The organism is Pseudomonas sp. NPDC012596 (assembly GCF_042902325.1).
Taxonomy (GTDB): Bacteria; Pseudomonadota; Gammaproteobacteria; order Pseudomonadales; family Pseudomonadaceae; genus Aquipseudomonas.
The window spans coordinates 1-26,635 of record NZ_JBIBEB010000017.1; the positions used below are offsets into that span (position 1 = coordinate 1).

At 64.8% G+C, this 26,635-nt stretch carries 23 protein-coding genes; 8 read left to right on the top strand and 15 right to left on the bottom strand.

Going from position 1 to position 26,635, the window contains the following annotated elements:
- Nucleotides 1–276 precede the first annotated feature (276 nt).
- The gene (locus tag ACFY68_RS19480) at nucleotides 277–1,347 is read left to right on the top strand and encodes an enoyl-CoA hydratase/isomerase family protein (protein ID WP_387530536.1); all 1,071 of its coding nucleotides are present in this window, start codon (nucleotides 277–279) and stop codon (nucleotides 1,345–1,347) included.
- Between the two features lie 16 nt (nucleotides 1,348–1,363).
- Nucleotides 1,364–2,515 carry an acyl-CoA dehydrogenase family protein gene (locus tag ACFY68_RS19485; protein WP_387530539.1) on the top strand — a complete coding sequence of 384 codons (1,152 nt, stop codon included), beginning with the start codon at nucleotides 1,364–1,366 and terminating at the stop codon, nucleotides 2,513–2,515.
- A 132-nt stretch (nucleotides 2,516–2,647) separates the two neighbouring features.
- Here ACFY68_RS19485 and ACFY68_RS19490 read toward each other — a convergent pair whose 3' ends face one another.
- Nucleotides 2,648–3,604, bottom strand: coding sequence for an AraC family transcriptional regulator (locus ACFY68_RS19490; RefSeq protein WP_387530542.1), 957 nt, complete (start codon nucleotides 3,602–3,604; stop codon nucleotides 2,648–2,650).
- A gap of 343 nt (nucleotides 3,605–3,947) precedes the next feature.
- Between ACFY68_RS19490 and ACFY68_RS19495 the strand changes: the two genes are divergently transcribed.
- Together ACFY68_RS19495 and ACFY68_RS19500 are read left to right on the top strand one after the other, a co-directional pair.
- Nucleotides 3,948–5,468 (top strand): FAD-dependent oxidoreductase, encoded by a 1,521-nt coding sequence (locus ACFY68_RS19495; RefSeq protein WP_387530545.1) that lies wholly within the window; start codon nucleotides 3,948–3,950, stop codon nucleotides 5,466–5,468.
- A gap of 169 nt (nucleotides 5,469–5,637) precedes the next feature.
- Nucleotides 5,638–7,551 carry a sigma-54-dependent Fis family transcriptional regulator gene (locus tag ACFY68_RS19500; protein ID WP_387530548.1) on the top strand — a complete coding sequence of 638 codons (1,914 nt, stop codon included), beginning with the start codon at nucleotides 5,638–5,640 and terminating at the stop codon, nucleotides 7,549–7,551.
- A gap of 128 nt (nucleotides 7,552–7,679) precedes the next feature.
- Here ACFY68_RS19500 and aldA read toward each other — a convergent pair whose 3' ends face one another.
- Nucleotides 7,680–9,113: an aldehyde dehydrogenase gene (gene aldA / locus ACFY68_RS19505; RefSeq protein ID WP_387530551.1), complete on the bottom strand. Its 1,434-nt coding sequence runs from the start codon at nucleotides 9,111–9,113 to the stop codon at nucleotides 7,680–7,682.
- A gap of 8 nt (nucleotides 9,114–9,121) precedes the next feature.
- Nucleotides 9,122–11,302: a PQQ-dependent dehydrogenase, methanol/ethanol family gene (locus ACFY68_RS19510; protein ID WP_387530554.1), complete on the bottom strand. Its 2,181-nt coding sequence runs from the start codon at nucleotides 11,300–11,302 to the stop codon at nucleotides 9,122–9,124.
- Nucleotides 11,303–11,576: 274 nt separating this feature from the next.
- On the opposite strand from ACFY68_RS19510, the gene ACFY68_RS19515 reads away from it, so the two are divergent.
- Nucleotides 11,577–12,587: an aldo/keto reductase gene (locus tag ACFY68_RS19515; RefSeq protein ID WP_387530557.1), complete on the top strand. Its 1,011-nt coding sequence runs from the start codon at nucleotides 11,577–11,579 to the stop codon at nucleotides 12,585–12,587.
- Between the two features lie 122 nt (nucleotides 12,588–12,709).
- Nucleotides 12,710–13,807, top strand: coding sequence for an alkene reductase (locus tag ACFY68_RS19520; RefSeq protein ID WP_387530560.1), 1,098 nt, complete (start codon nucleotides 12,710–12,712; stop codon nucleotides 13,805–13,807).
- A gap of 59 nt (nucleotides 13,808–13,866) precedes the next feature.
- Here ACFY68_RS19520 and ACFY68_RS19525 read toward each other — a convergent pair whose 3' ends face one another.
- The 12 genes from ACFY68_RS19525 to benA all read right to left on the bottom strand — a co-directional run bounded on the left by ACFY68_RS19525 (nucleotide 13,867) and on the right by benA (nucleotide 24,563).
- Complete coding sequence (locus tag ACFY68_RS19525) at nucleotides 13,867–14,079, bottom strand: cold-shock protein (RefSeq protein WP_016499620.1); 213 nt, start codon at nucleotides 14,077–14,079, stop codon at nucleotides 13,867–13,869.
- A 160-nt stretch (nucleotides 14,080–14,239) separates the two neighbouring features.
- Nucleotides 14,240–15,220 carry an LLM class flavin-dependent oxidoreductase gene (locus ACFY68_RS19530; RefSeq protein ID WP_387530563.1) on the bottom strand — a complete coding sequence of 327 codons (981 nt, stop codon included), beginning with the start codon at nucleotides 15,218–15,220 and terminating at the stop codon, nucleotides 14,240–14,242.
- A 99-nt stretch (nucleotides 15,221–15,319) separates the two neighbouring features.
- Nucleotides 15,320–16,231 carry a LysR substrate-binding domain-containing protein gene (locus ACFY68_RS19535; RefSeq protein ID WP_387530566.1) on the bottom strand — a complete coding sequence of 304 codons (912 nt, stop codon included), beginning with the start codon at nucleotides 16,229–16,231 and terminating at the stop codon, nucleotides 15,320–15,322.
- A 67-nt stretch (nucleotides 16,232–16,298) separates the two neighbouring features.
- Nucleotides 16,299–17,000 carry a TraX family protein gene (locus tag ACFY68_RS19540; RefSeq protein ID WP_387530569.1) on the bottom strand — a complete coding sequence of 234 codons (702 nt, stop codon included), beginning with the start codon at nucleotides 16,998–17,000 and terminating at the stop codon, nucleotides 16,299–16,301.
- Nucleotides 17,001–17,003: 3 nt separating this feature from the next.
- Entirely contained in the window at nucleotides 17,004–18,089 is a 1,086-nt protein-coding gene (locus ACFY68_RS19545) for a metal-dependent hydrolase (RefSeq protein ID WP_387530572.1), read from the bottom strand.
- A gap of 215 nt (nucleotides 18,090–18,304) precedes the next feature.
- Entirely contained in the window at nucleotides 18,305–19,219 is a 915-nt protein-coding gene (gene catA / locus ACFY68_RS19550; RefSeq protein WP_387530575.1) for a catechol 1,2-dioxygenase, read from the bottom strand.
- A gap of 40 nt (nucleotides 19,220–19,259) precedes the next feature.
- Nucleotides 19,260–19,550 carry a muconolactone Delta-isomerase gene (gene catC / locus ACFY68_RS19555; RefSeq protein WP_346614234.1) on the bottom strand — a complete coding sequence of 97 codons (291 nt, stop codon included), beginning with the start codon at nucleotides 19,548–19,550 and terminating at the stop codon, nucleotides 19,260–19,262.
- A 108-nt stretch (nucleotides 19,551–19,658) separates the two neighbouring features.
- Nucleotides 19,659–20,780 (bottom strand): muconate cycloisomerase family protein, encoded by a 1,122-nt coding sequence (locus ACFY68_RS19560; RefSeq protein ID WP_387530578.1) that lies wholly within the window; start codon nucleotides 20,778–20,780, stop codon nucleotides 19,659–19,661.
- Between the two features lie 51 nt (nucleotides 20,781–20,831).
- Nucleotides 20,832–21,593: a 1,6-dihydroxycyclohexa-2,4-diene-1-carboxylate dehydrogenase gene (locus ACFY68_RS19565; RefSeq protein ID WP_387530581.1), complete on the bottom strand. Its 762-nt coding sequence runs from the start codon at nucleotides 21,591–21,593 to the stop codon at nucleotides 20,832–20,834.
- A gap of 48 nt (nucleotides 21,594–21,641) precedes the next feature.
- Nucleotides 21,642–22,652 (bottom strand): benzoate 1,2-dioxygenase electron transfer component BenC, encoded by a 1,011-nt coding sequence (benC, locus tag ACFY68_RS19570; RefSeq protein ID WP_387530584.1) that lies wholly within the window; start codon nucleotides 22,650–22,652, stop codon nucleotides 21,642–21,644.
- Between the two features lie 70 nt (nucleotides 22,653–22,722).
- Nucleotides 22,723–23,208, bottom strand: coding sequence for a benzoate 1,2-dioxygenase small subunit (gene benB / locus ACFY68_RS19575; protein ID WP_387530587.1), 486 nt, complete (start codon nucleotides 23,206–23,208; stop codon nucleotides 22,723–22,725).
- Nucleotides 23,205–24,563 carry a benzoate 1,2-dioxygenase large subunit gene (benA, locus tag ACFY68_RS19580; protein ID WP_387530590.1) on the bottom strand — a complete coding sequence of 453 codons (1,359 nt, stop codon included), beginning with the start codon at nucleotides 24,561–24,563 and terminating at the stop codon, nucleotides 23,205–23,207. The genes benB and benA overlap by 4 nt, the downstream gene beginning before the upstream one ends.
- A 635-nt stretch (nucleotides 24,564–25,198) precedes the next feature.
- Here benA and ACFY68_RS19585 point away from each other — a divergent pair.
- Together ACFY68_RS19585 and ACFY68_RS19590 are read left to right on the top strand one after the other, a co-directional pair.
- Entirely contained in the window at nucleotides 25,199–26,260 is a 1,062-nt protein-coding gene (locus ACFY68_RS19585; protein ID WP_346614240.1) for a 3-deoxy-7-phosphoheptulonate synthase, read from the top strand.
- An 80-nt stretch (nucleotides 26,261–26,340) separates the two neighbouring features.
- Nucleotides 26,341–26,622 carry a peptidylprolyl isomerase gene (locus tag ACFY68_RS19590; RefSeq protein ID WP_144173004.1) on the top strand — a complete coding sequence of 94 codons (282 nt, stop codon included), beginning with the start codon at nucleotides 26,341–26,343 and terminating at the stop codon, nucleotides 26,620–26,622.
- Nucleotides 26,623–26,635 lie beyond the last annotated feature (13 nt).

The following is a 26,635-nucleotide window of genomic DNA, read 5'->3' on the forward strand; positions in this document are numbered from 1 at the left end:
GGCACGTTGCAACAAATGTAGGAGCGGGCTTGCCCGCGATGCGCCGCGCGGGCGGCGCTCGATCTCAAGGGCGCTGAAAATCCCAAGGCAAGCGCCCCGCGCGGCGCTCGATCTCATAGGCGCCAAAAACCCCAAGACATACCCATCGCATAAACGCACACTCCCCCTGCAGATTTGCCAATTGTGCCGGGCAAATTCGCATGCCACGATCAACGGATACATCAGCGCACTCCAGACTTCACTTGGAAAATCAATAACAAAGCAGGGAGAACGCGAATGACCGCGCATGCTCACATCTCGGCAACCGATCATGTACTGGCCGAGGTCCGCAATCAGATAGGCCACCTCACCCTCAACCGCCCCGCCGGCCTCAATGCCCTCACCCTCGACATGGTGCGCACCCTGCGCCAGCACTTCGATCGCTGGGCCCAAGACCCGCACTTACAGGCCGTGGTCCTGCGCGGCGAAGGCCCCAAGGGCTTCTGTGCCGGGGGCGATATCCGCTCGCTGTACGACAGCTACCAAGCCGGCGAAACCCTGCACGAAGAGTTCTTCGTCGAGGAATATGCCCTGGACCTGGTCATCCACCACTACCGCAAACCCGTGCTGGTGCTGATGGATGGTTTCACACTCGGCGGCGGCATGGGCCTGGCCCAGGGCTGCGACCTGCGCATCGTCACCGAGCGCAGCCGCCTGGGTATGCCGGAGGTCGGCATTGGCTACTTCCCCGATGTCGGCGGCAGCTATTTCCTTTCCCGCGTGCCGGGCGAACTGGGTACCTACCTGGGCGTCAGCGGGGCGCAGATCCAGGCGGCCGATGCGTTGTACTGCGGGCTGGCCGACTGGTACCTGCCCAGCGAGAGAATCGCCGCGCTGGACGCCGGCCTCGACGGCCTGAGCTTCAGTGACCAGCCGCTCAAGGACCTGCAAAACCTTTTGGCCACACTCGGCAGCCAGGTGCTGGACGATGCCCCGCTTGAGAAGCTGCGCGCCGTCATCGACCACTTCTTCGCCCTGCCCGACCCGGCGGCGATCGTCGAACAGCTGCGCGCCGTCAGCATCGGCGACAGCCATGCATGGGCGCTGGCCACCGCCGACCAGCTGGAAAGCCGCTCGCCACTGGCCATGGCGGTTACCCTGGAGATGCTGCGCCGCGGCCGCCACCTGGCGCTGGAAGACTGCTTTGCCATGGAGCTGCACCTGGACCGCCAATGGTTTCGCCACGGCGACATCATCGAGGGCGTGCGCGCCCTGATCATCGACAAGGACAAGCAGCCACGCTGGAACCCGCCGACCCTGGCAGGCCTGCAACGCCAGCGGGTCGACCAATTCTTCGAAGGCCTGTGAGCCGGGGAGTACACAGATGCAAGACCTGGAACTGAGCGAAGAACAGATCATGATCCGCGACATGGCCCGGGATTTCTCCCGCGGCGAGATCGCCCCGCATGCCCAGGCCTGGGAGAAAGCCGGCTGGATCGATGACGGCGTGGTGCGCAAGATGGGTGAGCTGGGCCTGCTGGGCATGGTGGTGCCCGAAGACTTTGGTGGCAGTTACACCGACTACGTCGCCTATGCCCTGGCGGTCGAGGAAATCGCCGCAGGCTGCGGCGCCACCGGCGCGATGATGAGCATCCACAACTCGGTGGGCTGTGGCCCGCTGCTGGCCTATGGCACGCCCGAACAACAACAGGCCTGGCTGCCGCGCCTGGCCAGCGGCGAAGTGATCGGCTGCTTCTGCCTGACCGAGCCGCAGGCGGGCTCCGAAGCCCACAACCTGCGCACCCGCGCCGAACTTGTTGACGGTGAGTGGGTGATCAATGGCGCCAAGCAGTTCGTCAGCAATGCCCGCCGTGCGGGCCTGGCGATCGTCTTTGCAGTGACCGACCCGGAGCTGGGCAAAAAAGGCCTGTCGGCGTTTCTGGTGCCCACTGACAACCCAGGCTTCAAGGTCGACCGCAGCGAGCACAAGATGGGCATTCGCGCATCCGACACCTGTGCGGTCACCTTCGACAACTGTCGCATCCCCGCCGCCAATCTGCTGGGTGAGCGTGGCAAAGGCCTGGCGATCGCGTTGTCTAACCTCGAGGGCGGGCGCATCGGTATCGCTGCTCAGGCACTGGGCATTGCCCGTGCCGCGTTCGAGGCAGCGCTGGTGTATTCGCGTGAGCGGATTCAGTTCGGCAAGCCGATCAACGAGCACCAGAGCATCGCCAACCTGCTGGCTGACATGCAGGTGCAGGTCAATGCCGCACGCCTGCTTATCCTGCACGCAGCCCGCCTGCGCAGTGCCGGCAAGCCGTGCCTGTCGGAGGCCTCACAGGCCAAGCTGTTCGCTTCGGAGATGGCCGAACGGGTGTGCTCGATGGCGATCCAGGTGCATGGCGGGTATGGCTACCTGGAGGATTACCCGGTGGAGCGCTACTACCGTGATGCGCGGATTACGCAAATTTATGAAGGCTCGAGCGAGATTCAGCGGATGCTGATTGCACGGGAGTTGAAGCATTATCCGTTGTGATTCTGCCGGTGGGTGCTCCGGTGGTTTTTATGGCCCCATCGCCGGCAAGCCGGCGCCCACCGGTAAACCACTGCCCTCAAGGCTGATGGGGTATCTGTAGGAGCCGGCTTGCCGGCGATGAGGCCCGAACAGTCAGCGCCGCTGCCTGAAGGTTTCCGACGGCAACTGCCCAAACTGCTGCCGGTAGATCTCGGCAAACCGCCCCAGGTGCAAAAACCCATAATCCATCGCCAGTTCGGTCACGCTGCGCACCGCGCAGCTGCCGTCGCTGAGGCACGCGTGCACGCGTTCCAGCTTGCGTTGCCGCACGTACTGCTTGGGCGTGGTGCCCAGCTGGCGGTCGAACAGCGCATACAGTGAGCGCACACTCATGCACGCCTGCTCCGCAAGCGTCTCGGCGGCCAGCTCCAGTTTCAGGTTGCGGTCGATGTAGTCGAGAATCCGCTCCAGGCTCGCCCCCGGCGTACCCAGGCTTTCGCGACGGATGTTGGTGCTCATCAGGGTCAACAGCTTGCTCGCCACGATCTGGCTGTAATGCCCCTGCACCCGCGGCAACGAATCACTGACCTCCGCCTCGTGGCAGACCATGGCCAGCAGGTTGACGAAACCGTCCAGCTCATCCAGCCGATAGTGGTTGCGCAAAAACCGTACACCGCCGTCCGGGCGCTGCCAGCGCTGCTCCTCGCAGATCGAGTCGAGCATGTGCGTCGGCACTTTGAGGATGAATTTCTCGCAGTCGTCCGAGTAGGTGAGGTCAACCGGGTCGTCCGGGTTGATCAGCAGCAGCTCGCCCGGTACCAGGTGGTGCTCGCGCTGGTGCCCGCGCCACAGGCAGTTGCCGTTGAGCAGCACCTGCAGGTGGTAGATGGTTTCCAGGGCCGGTGAGGTGACCCGCACGCTGCCGCCGTAGCTGATGCGGCACAGGTCGAGCTCGGCGAACTTGCGGTGGCTGAGGCTGGCCTGCGGATGGGTGGTGCGCGACAGGCCGATGCAGTGCTGGCCGACGTGCCGGTTCACGTAGTCGGACACGGCATAGGGGTCGGCGTGATGGAACACGCTACTGCGCTCGCTCAGCAAGCGGCTTTCCATAGGCAAGGCACTCGGTGTCGTTATTGTTCTGGGCGCCGCTTCCTACCGGCACGAGGCCTGTGGTTGCGGTCGTTCACGGTGATTGTATCGAGCCGGGGTCACTTCAACGGGGGCAGCTGACCGCCGGTGGCTGATACACACTAAGCAAAAGGGGGTGGTTGGGCAATTGGATCTTCGGATTGGATGGGCGGATAGCGAACAGCTTGGCAGGGCACATGCCCGATTATCGAACACATTCCGGTGGCATCCTGTCGATGACATTCATCTCTCCGATCGTCAGCTCGACGCAGCACCGCTGCACCACAAGCGTCAAATGGTTGCAAGGACCCTCTGGAGAAGCCCCATGACCGAACACGCTGTGGCCCGCCTTGAACAGCTCGACCCCCAACGCCCCTTGCGCGTGCAGGCCGGCAGCGAAGAAGTGATCCTGGTGCGCCAGGGTGACCGGGTGCACGCCTACCAAGGCAATTGCCCGCACGCGGGTGCGCCACTGGATGAAGGCTTGATCTGCGGTGGCCTGCTGGTTTGCCCTTGGCACAAGGCCGCGTTTGCCGTCGACGAAGGCGCAGTCTGCGAACCGCCGGCACTGGCGGACCTGCGCCGTTACCCAGCGCGGGTCAAGGACGGCGAAATCTGGGTGGATGACCACCCATTGCCGCACCCCGAACCACCGCGCCACAGTGATGCTCGCTGCTTCGTCGTCATCGGTGCCGGCGCGGCAGGCTCGGCGGCGGTGGCCACGCTGTTGGCCCATGGCTTCGGCGGCCGCCTGGTGTGGATAGACCAGGAGCGGCAGCCGGCCTACGACCGTACCGCGCTGAGCAAATTCGTGATTGCCGGGCAGATGCCGGCAGACGAAGTACCGGCACTGCTGGAGGCTGACCAACTGCGCAAGGGCCAGTTGGAGCGCTGCATGGGCAAAGTGCGCACACTGGATGTGAAAAAGCGCCAGGTCACCCTCGCCGATGGCAAGCGTATCGATTATGACGCCGCGCTGCTGGCCACCGGCGGCAAGCCACAGCGCCCTGACCTGCCTGGGGTCGACCTTGCGGGTGTGATGACACTGCGCTCGCGCGACGATGCCGCGCGCCTGCTGGACGCCGCCGAACCGGGGCAGCCTGTGGTGATCGTCGGCGACGGTTTCATCGGCCTGGAGGCGGCCTCTGCATTGCGCAAATACGGCGCGCAGGTGCATGTGGTTACGCGGCACGAGGTGCCGTTGGGCAAACAGCTGGGTGAACGGATCGGGCGCAGCATCCGCGCGCTGCATGAGCGCAAAGGCGTAGTTTTCCATGGCCCGACCGAGGTCGAGCGTTTCATCGGTACAGAGCAGGTCGAAGGCGTGCTGCTGGCCAACGGCGAGCAGCTGACCACGCGGCTGGTGCTGCTGGGCACTGGGGTCACGCCGGCCACCGCATTCGTACAGGGCCTACCGTTGGCCGAAGACCGTTCGTTGAAGGTCGACGCCGAGCTGCATGCAGGCGAACGGCTATGGGCCGCCGGCGACATCGCCACCTTTCCCCTCACCGGCCGCCCGGTGCGCATCGAGCACTGGCGCCTGGCCCAGCAGCAAGGCGTGATCGCTGCGGCCAACATGCTCGGCGAACAGCGCCGGTACGCGGATGTACCGTTCTTCTGGACGTATCAGCATGGGCGCACTTATGAAGTGTTGGGGCATGCGCGGGACTGGGACCGCATCGAGTTTGTCGGGGAACCGGAGAGTGGTGATTTCATTGCCTTGCAGTGTGTGGGCGAGCAGGTCGAGGCGGTGATTGCCAAAGGGTATTCGGATGCAATGGCGGAGCTTTCGCAGCGGATGAAGCGGCCTCTGAACCTGCAGGAAGCGTTCAAGCTGATTGGTTGAATCCAATGGCCCCATCGCCGGCAAGCCGGCTCCCACAGAACAAACGCTAACTTACTGATTTGGCGCGGATCCTGTAGGAGCCGGCTTGCCGGCGATTGGGCCAGTGCCCACACCGCAATAATCAGCTATGGTTTCTCCACTTCAAATAACAAGAATTAGTGGAGCGCCCATGGCCGCGCAAACTGCCGCACATCGCGCCACCGAGTTGGCCGCATTCGTCGACTGCCATTTTGCCGGGCGTGGCCTGGTGCCGGAGCCGGTGATCGCCGAATCCTGGTACCGCAGCATCAACCAGCACCACCTGGACCCCGAGCTGCGCCACGTCGACAACATCCTCAGCGCTGCTGAAATCCGCCAGCACCAAGCCCAGCACGAGGCCTACCTGGCGGTCGCCAGCCAAGGCGTCAGTGGCCTGGCGCGGCGTGTGGTAGACGCAGGTTTCGCCGTGCTGCTCAGCGATGCCGACGGCATCACCCTCGACGCTCGCCTGCCCGCCGACCCGCAACGCTATACCCGTTCCGGGCTGATCGTGGGTGCACGTTGGGACGAGTCGATCGCCGGCACCAACGGCATCGGCACCGCCCTAGCCTCGCAACAGGCACTAACCATCCACCGCCAGGAGCACTTTCTGGCAGCCAACGCGCGGCTCAGTTGCTCGGTGTCACCGATCTTCGACGCCCATAACCAGCTGCTCGGCTGCCTGAATGCAACCTGCCTGTACAACGACGGCCCCAAACAGGCCCAACACCTGACCTTGCAGTTGGTGACGCTATACGCCCGGCTGATCGAGAACAGCCATTTTCGCCAGTGCTACCGCGACCGCCTGACCTTGGCGCTGAAGCCGCGTGACGACTTCTCCGACCTCGCCGCCGAGCAGTTGCTGGCACTGGACGAAGGCGGCCAGGTGATCGGCGCCAATCGGGCGGCCTTCCTGGCGCACAGGGGCACGTTGCTGGGCATGCCTATCGATCAACTGCTGCCTGCCGGCATCGACCAGCTGCTGGAGCTGACGCGTGGCGGTGCCCGCGGCACGCAGCTGCGCGGCCATGAACAGCCGTACCTGCTGGACGTTGGCCTGCGCGTGCCGGCCGGCTACCGTCAAACGGCGCCTTCCAAGCCTGTGCCCACGCGTACTGGCCACCCCACGCTCGAGCAGTTGGCTGGCGAGGACACCCAACTGCAACATGCGGTATTGCGCCTGCGTAAAGTGCTCGACAAGGACATCGCCATCCTCCTCAACGGTGAAACCGGCACCGGCAAAGAGGCGTTCGCCCGTGCCTTGCACCAGGCCAGCCAGCGCCATGCCAAGCCGTTCGTGGCACTCAACTGCGCGGCGATACCCGAATCGCTGATCGAAAGCGAACTGTTCGGCTACCGCGCCGGCAGCTTCACCGGCGCTAACCGCAAAGGCATGAAAGGCAAGCTGGAGCAGGCCAATGGCGGCACGCTGTTCCTCGACGAGATCGGCGACATGCCGGCGCACCTGCAAACGCGGCTGCTGCGGGTGTTGGCCGAGCGCGAGCTGGTGCCGCTGGGGGCCGAGGTGCCGGTGGCGCTGGACATTCAGGTGGTCTCGGCGACGCATCAGGACCTGCAGGCGATGATCGTCGACAAGCGCTTTCGCGAAGACCTTTACTACCGGTTATGCGGGATGCGCGTGACGTTGCCGGCATTACGCGCACGAAGTGATCGGCGCGCGTTGATCGAGGGCTTGCTGGCGGGCTTGCCCAATGGTTCGGGCGTGCGGCTGAGCGATGAAGCGCGGCGCTGTTTGCTGGGGCATGCCTGGCCGGGGAATGTGCGGCAGTTGCTCAATGCGCTGCGCCAGGCGGTGGCGCTGGCTGAGGGTGGGTTGATCGAACTGGCTGACCTGCCGGAGGAGTTGCTGGACTGCGCAGCGCCTGCCAGGCCGATGGCACTGGAGCAACAGGTCGAGGATGCCGAGATGCGGCACTTGCTCCAGACTTTGAAGCGCGCGCGCTGGAACATGAGTGCGGCGGCCGAGGCGGCGGGGGTTTCGCGCTCGACGCTGTACCGCAAGATGAAACGCTACGGGATCGTGCAGCCGAACTTGTTGGGGTGATTGTGCTGGTCAGTGGGAGCGGGCTTGCCCCGCGAAGGGGCCTGCCCGGACACTAGAAGTGCATGGCCAGGGCTGCGCCCTGGTTCGCGGGGCAAGCCCGCTCCCACAAGTCCCCGCTAAACCAACAGTTACCCCTGGATATACACCACCTGCGTGCGCGTGTACTCATACAACCCGTGCTTGCCATCCGCCCCGCCGACCCCGGATTTACGCGCCCCGGCGTGGTAGCCCTGCATGGCCTCGAAATTCTCGCGGTTGATGTAGGTCTCGCCAAAGTCTATTTCGCGGCAGGCCTTAAGCGCCGCGTTCAGGTCACGGGTGTAGAGCGACGAGGTCAGGCCGTACTCGCTGTCATTGGCCAAGGCGATCGCCTCGTCCAGGTCGTCCACTACCTGAATCGGCAGCACCGGGCCGAAGATTTCCTTGCGCATGATCTCCATGCCCGCCGCACAGCCGGCCAGCACGGTTGGCTGGTAATGGAACCCGGCACCGAGGTCGGCCACCTGCCCGCCAGTCACCAGTTGGGCGCCCTGCCCGACCGCCGTGCGCACCATCTGCGCCACCTTGTCGAGCCCTGCCTGGTTGATCAGCGGCCCCATGTCCAGGTCGGCCTGGCGCGACGGGTCGCCATAACGGGTGGCGGCCATGGCCTGGGCCACCTTGTCGACGAAGGCGTCGGCCACCTTGCGCTCCACGTACACCCGCTCGGCACAGTTGCACACCTGGCCGGTGTTGATCACCCGCGAAGCGACGATGGCCCTCACGGCCAGGTCCAGGTCGGCGTCAGCCAGCACGATTGCCGGCGCCTTGCCGCCCAGCTCAAGGTTGAGCTTGGTGATGTTCGGCGCCGCTGCGGCCATGATCCGCGCGCCGGTGGCGACGCTGCCGGTAAAGCTCACCAGGTCGATGCCTGCGTGGCTGGACAGCCCATGCCCTACGCTCGCCCCCTTGCCGCCGACCACGTTGAACACCCCCGCCGGCAGGTCGGTTTCGGCCACCAGTTGGGCGAACGCGTAGCAGTTGATTGGCGTTTCCTCGCTGGGCTTGATCACGATGGTATTACCGGTAAGCAGCGCCGGCGCCATCTTGCGGGCGATGAGAAAGAACGGGAAATTCCACGGCAGAATGCCCGCCACCACACCCAGCGGCTTGCGCAGCAGGAAGATGTGCTCGCTGGCGCGATCGCTGCTCAGCACCTCGCCTTCCAGGCGCCGCGCCCACTCGGCCATGTAATCCAGGTAATCGGCGGTAAAGTTGACCTCGACCAGGGCCAGGGCCGGCACCTTGCCGCCCTCCTGGGTGATGATGCGGGCCAGGCGGTCGGCATTGGCGCGCACCTTGCTGGCGATCTGGCGCAGGTAACCGGCCCGCTCGATGGCGGCCTTCGCGGCCCAGCCCTTTTGCGCCTTGCGCGCTGCGGCGATGGCGCGCTCGACCTGTTCGGCCGGCGACTCCGGCACCCGCCCCAGCAATTGCCCATCGGCCGGGTTATAGACCTCGATCAATGCTTCGCTGGGGACGAAGGCGTTGTCGATGAAGTTCTGGTAGGTCGTGTCAGTCATGCTCGTTTTCACTCCTGTGGGTGGTTGTCAGCCAGCGGCGAGTGCGCGGCAGGCTTGGCGCTGAACTGCTGCCAGGTATTGCCTTCAGCCTTCAGGTCATGGGCGCGCTTGATCAGGTATTGGTGCACCTGCTCGACCTGCTCGGGTTTGAGGTTGTCGGCAAACGAGGGCATGCCGTCCGGCACACGGCCGCCATAAAGGATGCCGAGGAACATCTGGTGTTTTTCTGCGGTGAGCTTGCGCAGGTCAGGCAGCACGCCGCCGCTGACGGCATGGATGCCGTGGCATTGCGAGCAGTTGCCGTCGTACAGGGCAGCGCCGGCTGCGACCGTTTGCGCATCGGCGGTCAGCGCGGGTGGTTCCGGCGCATTGGCGGGTGGTGCGGGCTCACGCAACGTGGCGGTGCCGCCGAGCTTGTAGGTCAGCACCTGGGAGAACGGCTGCACGCCAGCGCGCAGCGACAGCGCCCCGGCAAAGGTGGAGAACGCACCGCCCCAGCCTGCCATGAAGGTCACGTACTGCTCGCCATCCACCGAATAGGTGATCGGCGCGGCCATCACCCCACTGGCCGCTGGCGACTCCCAGAGCTTCTTGCCCGAGTCGGCGGCATAGGCGATCACCCGGCCATCGGCGCTGCCTTCGAACACCAGGTTGCCGGCAGTGCTCAGGGTGCCGCCGTTGAAGATGGTGATGTACGGCACTTCCCAGGCCGGCGCTTGCTTGACCGGGTCCCAGGCGATCAGCTTGCCGGACCAGCCCTTGGCCATCTCCAGCAAGCCATCGGCGCCTTCGGGCATCATGCCGGTGCGCAGCCCCAGTTGGTACACGCTCTTGAACGGGTTGCGCTTCGGCGCTTCGGGAATGTGCTCGTAGTACGCCGACATGATGTGCGCGGGGATGTACACAAGGCCCGTGTCGGGGTTGTAGGACATCGGGTGCCAGTCGTGGGCGCCCCAGAATGCCGGGGTCACCAGCTTGCGCTTGCCGTCCTTCCAGTAGGCCGCGGCCTCGTCGTCGAGGATTGGCCGCCCGGTCTTCATGTCGATGCCCTTGGCCCAGTTAACCGGCACGATGTTCTTCGCCGACAGCAACTCGCCGGTCGCCCGGTCGAGCACGTAGAAGAAGCCGTTCTTGGGTGCCTGCATCAGCACCTTGCGTTGTTTGCCGTCGATGGGCAGCTCGGCGAGGATCATGTGCTGGGTGGCGGTGAAGTCCCAGGCATCGCCCGGCGTGGTCTGGTAGTGCCAGGCGTATTCGCCGGTGTCGGCATTGACCGCCACGATCGACGACAGGAACAGGTTGTCGCCCTTGGCCTGGCTGCGCCATTTCGGGTCCCACATCGAGCCATTGCCCACGCCGATGTACAACAGGTTCAGCTCAGGGTCGTAGGCGAACGAATCCCAGGCCGTGCCCCCGCCACCCCACTCCACGTAGGCGTCGCCGTGCCAGGTCTTGCTGGCGATTTCCATGGCCTTGTTTTCGGGCGGCAGTTTGGGGTCGCCGGGCACGGTGAAGAACCGCCAGGCCTGCTTGCCGGTTTCGGCATCGTAGGCGGTCACATAGCCGCGCACCCCGAACTCGGCGCCGCCGTTACCGATCACCACCTTGCCGTTGACCACCCGCGGCGCGCCGGTGATGGTGTAGCTGCGTTGGTCATCATCGCGGGTGTCCACTGACCACACGCGCTTGCCGGTCTTGGCGTCGATGGCCTCCAGGCGGCCATCGAGCACGCCAACGTAGACTTTACCCTGCCACACCGCCACACCGCGGTTGACCGCGTCGCAACAGGCTTCGCCAGCGCGGTTGCGGTCGGACTGCGGGTCATACTTCCACAACAGCTTGCCGTTGCGCGCGTCCAGGGCATACACCACCGAGAACGGCCCGGTGGTGTACATCACCCCATCGACCACGATCGGCGTGGCCTCCACGCCACGGTCCAGGTCCAGCTTGTAGCTCCAGGCCAGGCCGAGCTGGTTGACGTTGCCCTGGTTTATCGCCTTCAGCGGGCTGTGGCGCTGCTCGTCGTAGGTACGGCCGTGGCTCATCCAGTTGCCGGGCTCCTGGTCGGCATTGATGATGCGTTGGCCATCGACTTCGGCAGCAAAGGCACCTGCGCTGCACGCCAGGCTCAGGGCCAGGCAGCTGAGGATGTGTGGCAGGGGCCGGCGGTGCGGGCCTGTCTGGTTCATGCTCGGTTCTCCGTTCTTGTTATGGCGACACCGCAACGGGCATCGTCAACAAGCAGAGCAACGGCTGTGCCACAGGCGCAGACCACCTTCGAACAGCGCATGCTAGAGCGCCTTAAGCCTTCCGTGCGGTAAAGGCCCGACCTTTAGGCAATGGCGCACGGGCGAAACATTCGCTGCAGGTATGACACAGGTGTGCCAGCCCGGCCTGCGGCCTTTCAATGCCGGCCGGTTCTGTGTAAAACAGGCGGATCATTCCCTTCCAAGGACACCCGGCATGATCTACCGCCCCCTCGGCCACAGCGGCCTGCAAGTCTCCGCGCTCACCCTGGGCAGCATGATGTTCGGTGAGCAGACCAGCACCGAGGATGCACTGCGGATCATCGACAAGGCCTGGGACCAGGGCATCAACTTCATCGACACCGCCGACGTGTACAACGCTGGCCGTTCCGAGGAAATCGTCGGCGAAGCGGTGGCGCGCCACCGGCAGGACTGGATCGTCGCCTCGAAAGTCGGCATGGGCCCGGCCGATGGCCTGCCCAACCGCAGCGGGCTGTCGCGCAAGCACATTTTCAATGGCATTGACGCCACGCTGACGCGCATGGGGCTGGACTACCTGGACATCTACTACCTGCACCGCGAGGACCACAAGGTGCCGCTGGAGGAGACAGTGCGGGCCATTGGCGACCTGCTGCAGCAGGGCAAGATCCGCTACTGGGGCGTTTCCAACTACCGCGGCTGGCGCATCGCCGAAATCTGCAACCTGGCCGAGCGCCTGGGGGTGGCCAAGCCGGTGGTCAGCCAGCCGCTGTACAACATCGTCAACCGCCAGGCCGAGCCTGAGCAGCTGACTGCGGCGGCCTACCATGGCCTGGGCGTGGTGCCGTTCAGCCCGCTGGCCCGTGGCGTGCTCAGCGGCAAGTACGCACCCGGCGCCGAGCCTGAAGCCGGCAGCCGCGCCGCGCGCCAGGACAAGCGCATCCTCGAAGTGGAATGGCGCCAGGAGTCACTGAGCATCGCCCGGCAAATCCAGGCGTATGTCGAGGCCAAGGGTGTGGGCATGGTCGAGTTCGCGATTGCCTGGGTGCTCAACAACCAGTTGGTCAGCTCGGCGATCGTCGGGCCGCGCACCGAGGCGCAGTGGGACACCTATGCCGGGGCGCTGGCGGTGAAAATCACCGCCGACGATGAGGCGTTCATCGACTCGCTGGTGACGCCGGGGCATGCGTCGACGCCCGGGTTCAATGATGTGGCGCATTTTGTCAGTGGGCGATTGGCTCGGGGCTGAGCCTTGGCGGCACTGGGCAAACCAATACCCATTGGGGAGCCCACCGCCGGGGTGCCGGTCCCCCCTTTCCCCAATCATCCCGGTATCGTGCGCGCCATTGGTTTTCCACCTTTGGAGCGGTAATGAAACTCTTCCACCCCCTGCAGATCGGCCCACTGACACTGCCCAACCGCGTATTCATGGCCCCTCTCACCCGCCTGCGCAGCCGGGAACCCGGCGACGTGCCGACGCCGATGATGGCCGAGTACTACGCCCAGCGTGCCAGCGCGGGGCTGATCATCACCGAGGCCACGCAGATTTCCTTCCAGGCCAAGGGCTATTCAGGCTCGCCCGGCATCCACAGCGCCGAGCAGATTGCCGCCTGGCGCCTGGTCAACGAAGGCATCCACGCCGCAGGCGGCCACAGCGCCGTGCAGGTCTGGCACACCGGCCGGGTCTCGCATACATCGCTGCAACCCGGTGGCGCTGCCCCGGTGGCACCGTCTGCCCTGCCCGCTGAAGCCCGTACCACCTTGCGCGATGAGCAAGGCAACCTGGTACGTGTGCAAACCTCTGCCCCGCGGGCATTGAGCGAAGACGAAATCGCCGGCATCGTCGCCGACTTCGGCCAGGCGGCAGCGAATGCCCGTGAGGCCAACTTCGACTTCATCGAGCTGCATGCCGCTCACGGCTACCTGCTGCATCAGTTCCTGACACCCAGCGCCAACCAGCGTGAAGACCGCTATGGCGGCAGCGTCGAAAACCGCGCCCGCATCGTGCTGGAGGCCGTGGACGCAGCGATTGCCAACTGGAGCGCCGACCGCGTGGCGATCCGCATCTTCCCGCTGGGCGGCTTCAATGGTGTGGACAATGGCGAAGACCAGGAAGCGGCAGGCTCGTACCTGATCCAGGAACTGGCAAAGCGCAACCTTGCCTATCTGCACCTGTCCGAGCCGGACTGGGCAGGCGGTAAACCGCTGCGTGACACGTTCCGTGAGGCGATTCGGGCGGCCTACCCCGGCGTGATCGTGGCAGCCGGCGCTTACACCGCCGAGAAGGCTGAGGGCCTGATCCAGCGCGGCCTGATCGACGCCGCCGCGTTCGGCCGCAGCTTCATTGCCAACCCGGATCTGGTGGCGCGGCTGCAAGCACAAGCCCCTTTGAACGAGCACCGCGCGCAATTCGACTACGCCAACGGGCCGCAGGGGTATACCGATTACCCGTTCCTGCAGCAGGCCTGATCGGTACCGCAGCAACTGAAAAGGGGCCGAACACGGCCCCTTTTTATTTAAGCCCCGGTTTACTCCGCCCGTACTTGCGCGGCCTGCATGCCTTTTTGCCCTTTTTCGGCAACAAAGCTGACCTTCTGGCCTTCTTTCAAAGACTTGAAGCCATCGGACTCAATGGCCTTGAAGTGCACGAACAGGTCATCACCACCCCCATCCGGGGTAATGAAGCCGAAGCCTTTCTCATCGTTGAACCATTTAACAGTTCCGGACTGTCTGTTGGACATGCGCTGAATCCTCGGTCGCTGGCAGCTTGCTGCATGAGTTGAAGGTCACGGGAACCTTGTCGCTTTACAAGGCCCGGGCGTTAACAGTTTCAGCCATACATTGAAAAGGCGCCACTGCCATTTTTGTCAGCGCAGCCAACCCTGCCTGCACAAGGCCTTGTTACCCAAGCGCGCTCAACGCCTGCGCCGCATAGGCGTGCGAGCGCAAACGGGCCAGCGGGTCATGGATCCGGCAATCGATCATCAGTTCATCGGCGCCTGTCTGCTGGATCAGCGAGCGCAGGCCTTCCCTCACCCGCTCCGGCCCACCGGCGATGGTGCATGCCATCACCTGCTCAAGCACTGAACGTTCGTGGGCTGGCAGGCTTTCAACGTACCCTTCCTGCGGTTTGGGCAGCAGGCCGTAACGCCCTACGTGCAGGTCGAGCATCCACTGCCGATGAGAGCTGGCATGGTAATCGGCTTCGGCATCGCTGGCGGCGGCAAACAGGTTCACGCCCACCATCACGTAAGGCTTGGCCAGCTGCGCCGACGGTTGGAAGTTCGCCCGGTAATGGGCCACGGCCTGCAGCAGAAAGCGCGGCGCGAAATGCGAGGCAAAGGCATACGGCAAGCCCAGCTTGGCGGCAAGGTCGGCGCCGAACAGGCTGGAGCCGAGGATCCACACCGGCACGTCATGGGCGCCTGGCACACCACGCACCTGGCGCTTGCCATTGTCGGCCAGGTAGTCGCGCAGCTCGGCGATGTCCTGGGCAAAATCACGTTCGGGCGTGGCGCCGCGCAAGGCACGCACGGTCGGCCCCGAGGTGCCGGGGGCACGGCCCAGGCCAAGGTCGATGCGGCCCGGGTGGAGCGTGTCGAGGGTGCCGAACTGCTCGGCCACCACCAATGGCGCGTGGTTGGGCAGCATGATGCCGCCGGCACCCACGCGGATGTGCCGTGTGGCATTGGCGATTTCGTTGATCACCAGCGAGGTGGCGGCAGAGCCGATGCCGGGCATGTCATGGTGCTCGGCGATCCAGTAACGGCTGTAGGCGTGCTGCTCGACATGGCGGGCCAGTTGGCGGGACTCTTCGATCGCGTCGGCAAAGGTCTTGCCTTCGCCGATCATCACCAGATCCAGTACGGACAGAGCAGTCATGGGGTCTCCAAAGGGATTATCAGTGACGCCAGTGTCCAGCCTGTAGCGCCAAGGATAAACCCAGGTTCAGGCCCTACATTCGGGCCTGATATTCCCCAATCACTGCTCCCAAGGCACGCCCTGCTCCCAGTTGGCGACCAGCATGTCGATGAAACCGCGCACCCGCGGGGACAGGTGGCGCTTGCTCGGGTACACCACGCGAATCGGGTCTGCCGGTGGCCTGTAGGCGTGCAATACCTCCACCAGCGTGCCCGCGCGCAAATCATCGCCGGTGATGTAGGTAGGCAGGTGAATCAGCCCGAAACCTGCCCGCGCGCCGTCCAGCATCGCTTCGGAACTGTCGATGTTGAGCCGCCCGGGTTCCTCGCACAGGTGCAGGCCTTCGGCCGTATGAAAGCGCCAGGGCATGGATTTTTCACCCGCCAGAAAGGCGATCTTGTCATGCCCGTAAAGGTCTGCAGGCACCTGCGGCACACCGTGCTGGCGCAGGTAGTCGGGCGAGGCGCAGGTGACGAACTGTTGCCAGGCCACGGTGCGGGTAAGCAGTTGCGAATCCTCCTTGGGCGCGCCGATACGCACGGCGACGTCCACGCCCTCCTCCACCAGGTCGACGAAACGGTCGGTAAAACGGATGTCGGCACGCAGCTCCGGCCACTGCTTGAGATAGGCATCGAGAATCGGCAACACATGGCGCTGGCCCAACGACAGCGGCGCGGTCAGGCGCAAGGTGCCGGTTGGTTTGCCGCGGCGCTGGGCCATGGTGCTTTCGACCTCGTCCAGGTCGTCGAGGATCTGCCGCCAGCGCTCGAACGCCACCAGGCCCTCGTCGGTCAGGCTCAACTTGCGCGTGGTGCGGTTGAGCAGGCGCACCGCCATGCGCGCTTCCAGCCGGGCGATGCTCTTGCCCACGGCCGAGCGCGTCAGCCCCAGGCTTACCGCTGCAGCGGTGAAACTGCCGGCCTTCGCGGCGCTTACGAAGGCGGCGATGTCGCCGAAGCGGTTGGGTTCCATGGAAGGCTCCTGCGGGTACTGAAGACCGGCTTAAATGGGTGCGTTTTGCCATATTGCAAGGGCAGAGTCACAGCATCCCCTGCAACCCTTTGATGATCAGCAAGTGCAACGGGTAGAACAGATAGCCCCAACGGCCCACCGCTGGCACGGGCCGATCATCGCACCGCAGCAGCAGGCAGCCGAGGGGGATGGCCAACAAGGCGGCGATCATGGTCAACACAGTGACGGGTGCCGTCAGGTGTTCGAGCAACCAGCTGTTGGTCAGGTTGCCGGCCACCGCCAACAGGCACGGCAGCAGCCACGCAACACCACCGCTGTTGCGCGCCACAAGCCAGGCAGCAGGCAACAGTACACCCGGCAAGCCGTACATCAGCTGCGCACTGAACAGCGTCGCGATCAACAAGGCGCCCAGGCCGATCAACCGTGCCTGCAATTGTGGGTGCCACACACCCCAGGCAGCCAGCAGCCCCAACGTCAGCGTCGGGATCACACTGAGCGTCTGCGTGGCAGGGTCCAGCCAGCGATAAGGCCCTTCGGACAGCACTGCGAAGGCCAGCATCCAGCCCACGTAGCGCAGGTTGCCACGGGTGAACAGCTGCCCCTGTGGGCTGCGCCCGACATTGACCGCGATAGCCAGGCAGAACAGCGGGAACGCCAGCCGGCCGACGATGAACAGGCCATCGGCTGCCGGCCAGAGAAAACGCAGATGGTCGGCGACCATGGTCACGATGGCTGTCCACTTGACCAGGTCCAACCCCGCCGAACGCACGCCTCAACGCCCCGGCACGGCGGCCTGGCCGAGATATTTGCTGGCCCAGGCGGCCAGCGGCAGCGGCGGTTGCTGGTCGAAGATGCGCCGCCAGATCAACGCCAGGTCGTGGCTGTTGAACATCGAGCCCACCCCGGCGCCCTGCCATGCGGTTGGCGTGTGAGCGACCCAGTGCCCCTGCGCGTCGCGTTGGGCCATGTTGAAGCGGAAGGTGTAATTACCCGGGATGCCCATGCGCAGGTCGGTGACCACCAGTGCGCCGTTCACTTCGTCGTAGCGCAGCCAGTCATCGGTAAACCAGCGCAGGCGCTGCAGCAGCGGCGCGTCGGCCAGGGCCTCGGCGAGCGGCAGGTTGCGTGGCAGGCGCTGCATTTCCGGGGGTTCGCGGTCGAACGTGCTGCTGACGCCTTCGTAATAATCGCCCTCGGGGGTTTTCGCCAGCACCCGCCAGACCAGGCTGTTGAAGGCGATCGGCACCGCGCGCACGCTGCTGACGGCAATGCCCTGCTGGTCCAGCGCAGCCTGGAAGCGCTGCTCGGCGGCCATGCGGCTGGCAAGGCCGAAGCCCAGGTAGGCCGTGCTGAATACCAGCGCCAGGCTCAACAGGCGCACGGCCCTGCCGCTGACGCCCTTGAGCGCGGCGTAAAGCACGGCAGCCAGCAGTGGCACGGTGTACACCGGGTCGATGATGAATACCGAGGCCCAGCTTAGCGGGGTGAAGTGCAGCGGCCAGAACAGCTGGGTGCCGTACACGGTGAATGCGTCCAGAATCGGGTGCGTGACCAGCACCAGCCAGAACGCCAAAAACAGCCTGGGCAAGGTGTAGCCCTTGTCGGGCCAGCGCCTGCGGCCTTGCCAGTTGACCAGCCACGCCAGCAGCAGGGCCAACCCGGTCAGGACGAAGATGGAGTGCGAGAAGCCCCGGTGGAAGGTCATCTGCGATACCGGGTCGGCGTAGCGGATAACCACGTCGAGGTCTGGCACGGTGCCAAGGAGCGCACCGTAGATGAGCGAGCGACGGCCCTGTATGCGGCCGAGCACCGTGCCCTGCAGGGCGGCGCCGAGTACGGCTTGGGTGATGGAGTCCAAGGGAAGGCTTCCTGAATGGGCAATACGGAAACCTAACCCTCGAACAGCCCGTGGTGCAAATACTGCTGTGTGACAACGCTTGGCAACGTCTGGGGCGCGCACTCTGGGGACGGTGGTGGATGGCAAGGGCTCTGCCCTTCATCGCCGGCAAGCCGGCCCCGCCCAGACCGTGCTGAATTCAAGGCCTGCGCTGTAGCTGTGCCGACGATTGCACCTCAGCCTTCCTGCAGGGCCCGAGGCCGCCCGCTGCGCTGCTCCTCCGTGCTTGCCTGGGCCTTTTGCAGCTGGAAGTCGAACTTCAGCTCGGCATAGCGCCCCTGGGCACCGTCACGGAACACCACCTCACCCACCAGCCCATCACGAGTGGCATAGGCGAAGTCATCCCACAGGTATTTGTCCCCGGACAGGTTGATCTGGGTGGTCAGGTGCCGATGCCCGGGCGCCGAGATGAAGAAGTGCACATGCGCCGGGCGCTGGCCATGGCGGCCGAGCTGGTCCAGGCATTCCTGGGTCGGGCCCTGGGGGTCGCAGCCATAGCCCGACGGCACGATCGAGCGGGCGCGGTAGCGGCCTTCGGCATCGGTGACGATGCGCCGGCGCAGGTTGTACGCGGACTGGCTCTGGTCGAAGAACGAATAAGTGCCACGCGTATTGGCGTGCCACAGGTCGACCGTGGCACCGGCCAGCGGCTGGCCTTGGGGGTCGAGCACCTGGCCTTCGAGGAACATGACCGTGGCCACGCCCTCCTCGCTGCCGTCGTCCATGCGCACTTCGCCCTGCGCAATCGGCGCACCGGCGACGTACAGCGGCCCTTCGATGGTGCGCGGGGTGCCGCCGGTGAGGCCGGCCTCGGCATCTTTGGCATCTTGCAGCAGGTCGAGGAAGTGCTCGATACCCAGGCCCGCCACCAGCAGCCCGGCCTCGCCACGCCCACCTAAACGGTTTAGGTAGTCGACGGCGTGCCAGAACTCGTCTTCGCTGATGTCCAGGTCTTCAATCAGGCGGGCAGTGTCCTGCAGCACGCGCTGAATGATGCGCTTGAGGCGCGGGTTGCCTGCGTCGTTGCCAAAACCTGCAGCTTGCTCAAAGAACGCCTGGGCGTCGGCAGTGTGGGAAATCTTCACGGTCATGGGGCTTACCTCGTCTTGTTCTTGTGCAGAAGGCTGGGGTTCAGCGGTCGTCGGCGTGGATCGACGACGGGTGTCGGCACAGGCCATCGACCTCGATGTCCATGTACGGGAACAGCGGCAGCTGCATCAGCGTGTCGTGCAGCGCCTCGACGCTGGGCACGTCGAACACGCTGTAGTTGGCGTAGTGCCCGGCGATGCGCCAAAGGTGGCGCCAGGTGCCCTCGCGCTGTAGGCGCTGGGCCAGCTCCTTTTCGTCGGCCTTCAGCTGTGTGGCCTTGGCCGGGTCCATGTCGGGCGGCAGTTTCACGGTCATCTTCACGTGGAACAGCATGGGGGTTCTCCTTACTCTGAGGCGAAGCAGGCGCCGCGGTGGGTGGCACGGGCGCCGCCGGTGTTCGCGGGGCAAGCCCGCTCCCACAGGTGCTGCGCCAATTTGGAATCAGCGGCGGGCGAAGCGCGCCAGCTGGGTTTCGTTCAAGCTCAGGCCAAGGCCCGGGGTACGCGGCACGTGCAGCTGGAAGTCGCGGTACTGCGGCGGCTCGTTGACGATTTCTTCGGTGAGCAACAGCGGCCCGAACAGCTCGGTGCCCCAGGTCAGCTGGCGCAGGGTGAGGAAGGCATGGGCCGAAGCCAACGTGCCGATCGTGCCTTCGAGCATGGTCCCGCCGTACAGTGCGATGCCGGCTGCCTCGGCGATCTGCGCCGTGCGTAGCACTGCACGTGGCCCGCCGTTCTTGGCAATTTTCAAGGCGAAGATGCTGGCAGCACCGTCGGCGGCCAGGCTGAAGGCGTCCTCGACGCTTTCGATGGATTCGTCGGCCATGATCGGCGCCGGGCTGCGCTGGTTCAGGCGAACCTGCCCGCCACGGTTGACGCGCGAGATCGGCTGCTCGATCAGGTCGATGCCGTTGTCGCCCAGCACCTGGCACGCGCGGATGGCCTGTGACTCGTCCCAGTACTGGTTGACATCGACCCGCACGCTGGCGCGCTCGCCCAGTTCGCGCTTGATCGCCACCACGTGGTTCAAGTCCTGCTGCAGCGGGTTGGCACCGATCTTCAGCTTGAACACGCGGTGGCGGCGAACCTCCAGCATGTGTTCGGCTTCGGCGATGTCGCGGGCGGTGTCGCCGCTGGCCAGGGTCCAGGCCACTTCCAGGCTGTCGCGCACCCGCCCGCCAAGCAGCTCGCTAACCGCCAGGCCAAGGCGCTTGCCCTGGGCGTCGAGCAAGGCGCTCTCGATGCCGGACTTGGCAAAAGTGTTGCCCTTGGCCAACTTGTCGAGCTTGAGCATGGCGGCGTTGATGTTGTCCGCCGGCAGGCCGATCAGCGCCGGCGCCAGGTGCGCATCGATGTTGGCCTTGATGCCCTCGGGGCTCTCGTAGCCGTAGGCCAGGCCGCCGATGGTGGTGGCCTCGCCGATGCCTTCGACGCCGTCGCTGCAGCGCAGGCGCAGCACCACCAGGGTCTGTTGCTGCATCGTGTGCATGGCCAGCTTGTGCGGGCGGATCGTGGGCAGGTCGACGATCAGCGCCTCCAGCCGGTCAATGGTCGGGCTTGTCATGCAAGAGCTCCAGTTAGGTCAGCGATGAAATGGAGTGTGCTGGGGGGAGCCTCAGCCGAGGTCGCCGCCCCCTACCGGCAGGGTCACACCGGTGATGTAGGAGGCCTCGTCCGAGGCCAGGAAAAGGATCGCGCCGACCTGTTCGTCGATGCTGCCGTAGCGGTGCATCAGGCTGCTGTCGAGGGTCTGCTCGACGATCTGCTGGTACCAGCGTTTGTCCTGCTCGCTCTGCTCGGCCTGGTTGCGCGGCACGCGCCGGGGTGGCGCTTCGGTGCCGCCCGGCGCGGTGGCGTTGACACGGATGCCCCGGCCGGCGGTTTCGAAGGCCAGGCAGGCGGTAAGCGCGTTGACGCCGCCCTTGGCTGCGCCATAGGGCACGCGGTTGACTCCGCGGGTGGCGATGGACGAGACGTTGACGATGGCGCCGCTGCCGCGTTCGAGCATGTAGGGCAGCGCCGCGTGGCAGCACCACAGGGTGGGGAACAGCGAGCGGCGCACTTCGGCCTCGATCTGCGCCACTTCATAGTGTTCGAACGGCTTGGCCCAGATGGTGCCGCCGACGTTGTTGACCAGGATGTCGAGGCGGCCGAAGGCCTGCACTGCCGTGGCCATGACCTGGGCGCAGTCGGTGGGCTGCTCGAGATCGGCGATGAGAGTCAGCATGCCCTCCCCGGCCAGTTCGTGGACCAGCTCGGAGCGGTCAACCGCCACCACCTGCGCGCCTTCGGCCTTGAGCCGCCAGCACACGCCACGGCCGATGCCTTGCGCGGCGCCGGTGACCAGGGCGACTTTGCCTTCAAATCTTGCATTCATTGGTAGTTCTCCATGCTGACGCTCCCACAAAGGCGGCCCCGAGCAACTTCAGGCCGCTGCGGCGAATTTCTCGAAGTAGAAGTTGGCCGGGGTAATGCCCTGTTCACGGATGTACTGGCTCACCGCCTCGACCATCGGCGGCGGCCCGCACAGGTACACATCCACATCCCCGCCATTGAGGTGCTGCGGCGCGATGTGCTGGGTCACGTAGCCTTTCTGCGGGTACTGGCTGTCGGGGTTGGCCACGCAGGCGCTGAAGGTGAAGTTGGGGATACGCGCGGCCAGCGCCTGCAGGCGGTCCAGCTCGACCAGGTCGAAATCGTTGGTCACCCCGTAGATCAGGTGCAACGGGTGCTCGCTGCCCTGCTCGGCAATCTTCTCCAGCATCGCCGTGAACGGCGCCAGGCCCGTACCACCGGCCAGCAGCAACAGCGGGCGCCGAATCGGCCGCAGGTAGAAGCTGCCCAAAGGGCCCGCCAGGCTCATGCTGTCGCCGGCCTTGGCCAGGCTGGTAAGGAAGCTGCTCATCAGGCCGCCGGGCACGTTGCGGATCAGGAAGCTGACCTCGCCGTCCTTCTGCAACGAGCTGAAGGAATAGGCGCGGCTCTGGTCGCTGCCGGGCACGCTGAGGTTGACGTACTGCCCCGGCAGGAAGGCCAGGCCGCTCAGCGACTCACCCTTGATTGACAGGGCGATGGTGCTGGCCGACAACTGGCGCACGTCGCTGATGGCGGCCTGGAAGCTGGCCTGCTCGGTCTTGCACACCTGCGAAGACGCCGGGATGCGCACAACGCAGTCGCTTTCGGCGCGCATCTGGCAGGTCAGCACGTAGCCTTCGGCGATTTCATCTTCACTCAGGGCGTCTTCGATGAAGTTGTCGCCCAGGTCGTAGCGGCCAGACTCTGCCTTGCATTTGCAGGTGCCGCAGGCACCGTCGCGGCAGTCCAGGGGGATGTTGATGCCTTGGCGGTAGGCGGCATCGGCCACGGTTTCATGGCCGTTGGCCTCGATGAAGCGGGTGACCCCGTCTTCGAAATTAAGCGCGATCTGGAAGCTCATGTTGCACCTCGCGGGCGAACCTGGCCGCGGCGCGCCTTGGGGCACACCGGGCAGTTCGCGTTACCTCGGATCAGATGTGGTAGATGTCGATGACCTGACGCACGTAGTCGTTCTTCAGCACTACCTTCTTGGCCTTGATCAGCGGCTGTTCGCCGCGCAGGTCGAGGGTGTAGAAGCTGCTGCCGAAGTAGCTGTCGGTGGTCTTGTAGCGAAAGCTCAGGGTGTGCCAGTTGAAGCGCACCCGGCAGTGGCCGTCGCCCTGCTCGACGATCTCGATGTTGCTGATGTTGTGCGAGGTGCGGGTGTCGGGCACGGTCGCGCTGGAGCGCTCGGTTTTGATGCGAAACACCCGGTCCTCGAGGCCGCCACGGTTGCCGTACCAGATCAGCGAGATCTCGCTTTGCGGGTCTTCGGTGAGGCGGTCGTCGTCATCCCATGCGGGCATCCAGAAAGTGGCGTCGCTGGCATACAGATCCAGCCACTGGTCCCACTGGGCGTCGTCCAGGTAGCGCGCTTCGCGGTAGAGGAAGTCGCGCACGGTGTCATGCAGGTTCATTGCACGGCCTCCACGGGGATCAGTTGCTGCTCGTCCTTGAGGGCCTGGATCATGGTGTCCTGCCAGTACTTGTGCTGCAGCACGAACAGCCCTTCATCTTCGGTGCGCACGCCGGACAGCAACGGTTGCAGTTCGATTTCCCTGGCTGCCTCATCGGCGCCTTCGACCCAATGTTTCGCGCCGCGGCTCATGTCGTTCCAGCCAGTACCGCCACCGTAGCCGGTCTGGCAGGAGCGGAATTCTTCCAGGTCATCCGGGGTGGCCATACCACTGACGTTGAAGAAGTCTTCGTATTGGCGAATCCGCTTGGCGCGGGCATCGGCGCTCTCGCCTTTGGGCGCGATGCAGTAGATGGTGATTTCGGTCTTGTTCACCGAAATAGGCCGGGCAACGCGGATCTGCGAGCTGAACTGGTCCATCAGGTACACGTTCGGGTACAGGCACAGGTTGCGCGAATTTTCGATCATCCAGTCGGCGCGCGCCTGGCCAAAGTCGGCGGCCAGCTGTTCGCGGCGCTCGTAGGCCGGGCGGTCTTCGGGGTTGGCCCAGCGGGTCCACAGCAGCAGGTGGCCGTGGTCGAAGGAATAGAAGCCGCCGCCCTGCTTGGCCCAGGACCCGGCGCTCATGGTCTTGATCTGCTCACCCGCCTCGCGCTGCTTGCGCTGGCCCTGAGTGGCGGCGTAGTTCCAGTGCACGGAGCTTACGTGGTAGCCGTCGGCGCCGTTTTCGGCGGTGAGCTTCCAGTTGCCTTCGTAGATGTACGAACTGGCCCCGCGCAGTACCTCCAGGCCTTCGGGGGACTGGTCGACGATCATGTCGATGATCTTGGCCGACTCACCCAGGTGCTCGACCAGCGGCTTGACGTCGGCATTCAGGCTGCCGAACAGGAAACCCCGGTACGACTCGAAGCGGGCCACCTTGGTCAGGTCGTGGGAGCCGTCGCAGTTGAAGCTGTCGGGGTAGCCGGCGTTGCTCGGGTCCTTGACCTTGAGCAGCTTGCCGCTGTTGTTGAAGGTCCAGCCGTGGAACGGGCAGGTGTAGCTTGCGCGGTTGCCGCGCTTGTGCCGGCACAGCATGGCACCACGGTGGCTGCAGGCGTTGAGGAAGGCATTGAGCTCACCGTCCTTGTTGCGCGCGATGAACACCGGCTGGCGCCCCATGGTCAGGGTGAGAAAGTCGTTTTTCTCGGGGATCTGGCTTTCGTGGGCCAGGTAGATCCAGTTGCCCTCGAAGATGTGCTTCATCTCCAGGTCGAACAACCGTGGGTCGGTGAACATCTCGCGCTTGCAGCGGTAGATGCCCTGTTCACGGTCGTCCTCGAGCATGGCATTGAGGTAGTCGAATCCCAGGGACATGGCCGGGGTCTCCATTGTTATTGTTCAGACCGGGTCAGGTTAGGGGCTGCACCACGCCGGCAATATCCGCCTGCTGCACAGCACTATCCAGTTTGTGCAGATATCGACGCCATAGCATTTATCCATTGAACGGCGTGTACCACCTGAAGTAAGCTCGGGCTCATTCACTGGAGAGCAACATGCCGAAACACACCCGCAACCACGCCAACCACACCGGTCGCACCCTGCGCCCAGTGCTGGCCGTTGCTGGCTGCAAGGCTGCTGCGAGCTTTTATTTTGGGTATTGGTTTAGCCACTAGGCGCCGATACCCACACGGCGCCCACCTTCGAGGGGCCGCCGAACATGAGAATACTCAAACCCCCGGTCGGCTCCCCGACCGGGGGTTTTGCTTTTCAGGCCTTTCAAAATTACTGATTCACCTTGAGGACACTGCCATGAACTACGCCACTTATTACTACGCAAGCACCTACGCCTGGCGATTTAGCCAATCCCGTTCGGGCCAGCCTGCCGCCTCCGACCGGTCCATCCGTGGTGGCAATGCTGCAGCCAATGTGAATTCAACGATCAGTCGAACACCTCGATAGGGGCCGACCGCGCGGGCCAGAGCCCGCCGTCCGCCCAGGGAACCTACGCCATGCACGCTTCGAACCTCGCTCTGCCCCTGACCCAGCCCCACGCTGCCAACACCACCGTCAGCCGCCGCCTGCCCAGCCCGCACCTGCTCAAGCAGCAGATGCCGCTGACCGTCGAACACGCCCAGCAAGTCCAGGCCCAGCGCCAGGCCATCCGCGCCATCCTCGAAGGCCGCGACCCGCGCCTGCTGGTTGTTGTCGGCCCGTGCTCGATCCACGACCCACGTTCGGCCCTGGAATACGCCGACCGCCTGGCCGCCCTCAGCCGCGAAGTGGATGACAAGCTGCTGCTGGTGATGCGCGCCTACGTGGAAAAACCGCGCACCACGGTGGGCTGGAAAGGCCTGGCCTACGACCCACACCTCGATGGCAGCGACGACATGCATGCCGGCATCGCCTTGTCCCGTGGCTTGATGCTGAACATGATCGAACGCGGCCTGCCGATCGCCACCGAGCTGCTGCAGCCGATGGCGGCCGGCTACTTCGACGACCTGCTGGGTTGGGCGGCGATTGGTGCGCGCACCACCGAGTCGCAAGTGCACCGTGAAATGGTCAGCGGCCTGGAGCTGCCGGTCGGTTTCAAGAACGGCACCGACGGCGGCGTGGCCATTGCCTGCGACGCCATGCGCAGCGCCGCCGCCCCGCACCGCCACTTCGGCATGGATGCGCAAGGCTACCCAGCGATCATCGAGACCTTGGGCAACCCGGACACCCACCTGGTGCTGCGCGGTGGCCACAAAGGCCCGAACTACGACGCCACCAGCATTGCCCAGGCCCGCCAAGGGCTGGCCAAGGCCGGCCTGCAGGCACGGATCATGGTCGATTGCAGCCATGCCAACAGCGCTAAAGACCCGGCGCGTCAGCCGGCTGTGTTCGAGGACGTGCTGGCCCAGCGCCTGGGCGGCGATACGTCGATTGTCGGGGTAATGCTCGAAGGCCATCTGTTCGATGGCTGCCAGGCACTGGGCAAAGGCCCGCTGAAGTACGGCGTGTCGATTACCGATGGCTGCCTGGGCTGGGAAGCAACGCAAAGCCTGCTGCGTGAGGCTGCGGCACGGCTGTAGGAAGCGTACAGCAAGCCTTGCGAGACATTTCCCAAGCAAGTGCGCTAGGCTTGCCCTTTTCACCCAAGGAGTAGTACCCCATGGCACGCGCAACCGCCCGCCACATCCTCGTCAGCAGCGAAGACAAATGCAACGAGCTCAAAGCCCAGATCGAAGCCGGTGCCGACTTCGCTGAAATCGCCAAAGCCAATTCCACCTGCCCGTCCAGCCGCCAGGGCGGTGACCTGGGCGCGTTCGGCCCAGGCCAGATGGTAAAGGAATTCGACACTGTGGTGTTCAGCGCCCCGATCAACACCGTGCAAGGCCCGGTGAAGACCCAGTTCGGTTACCACCTGCTGGAAGTGACCAGCCGTCAGGACTAAGTCCTCACTGGCG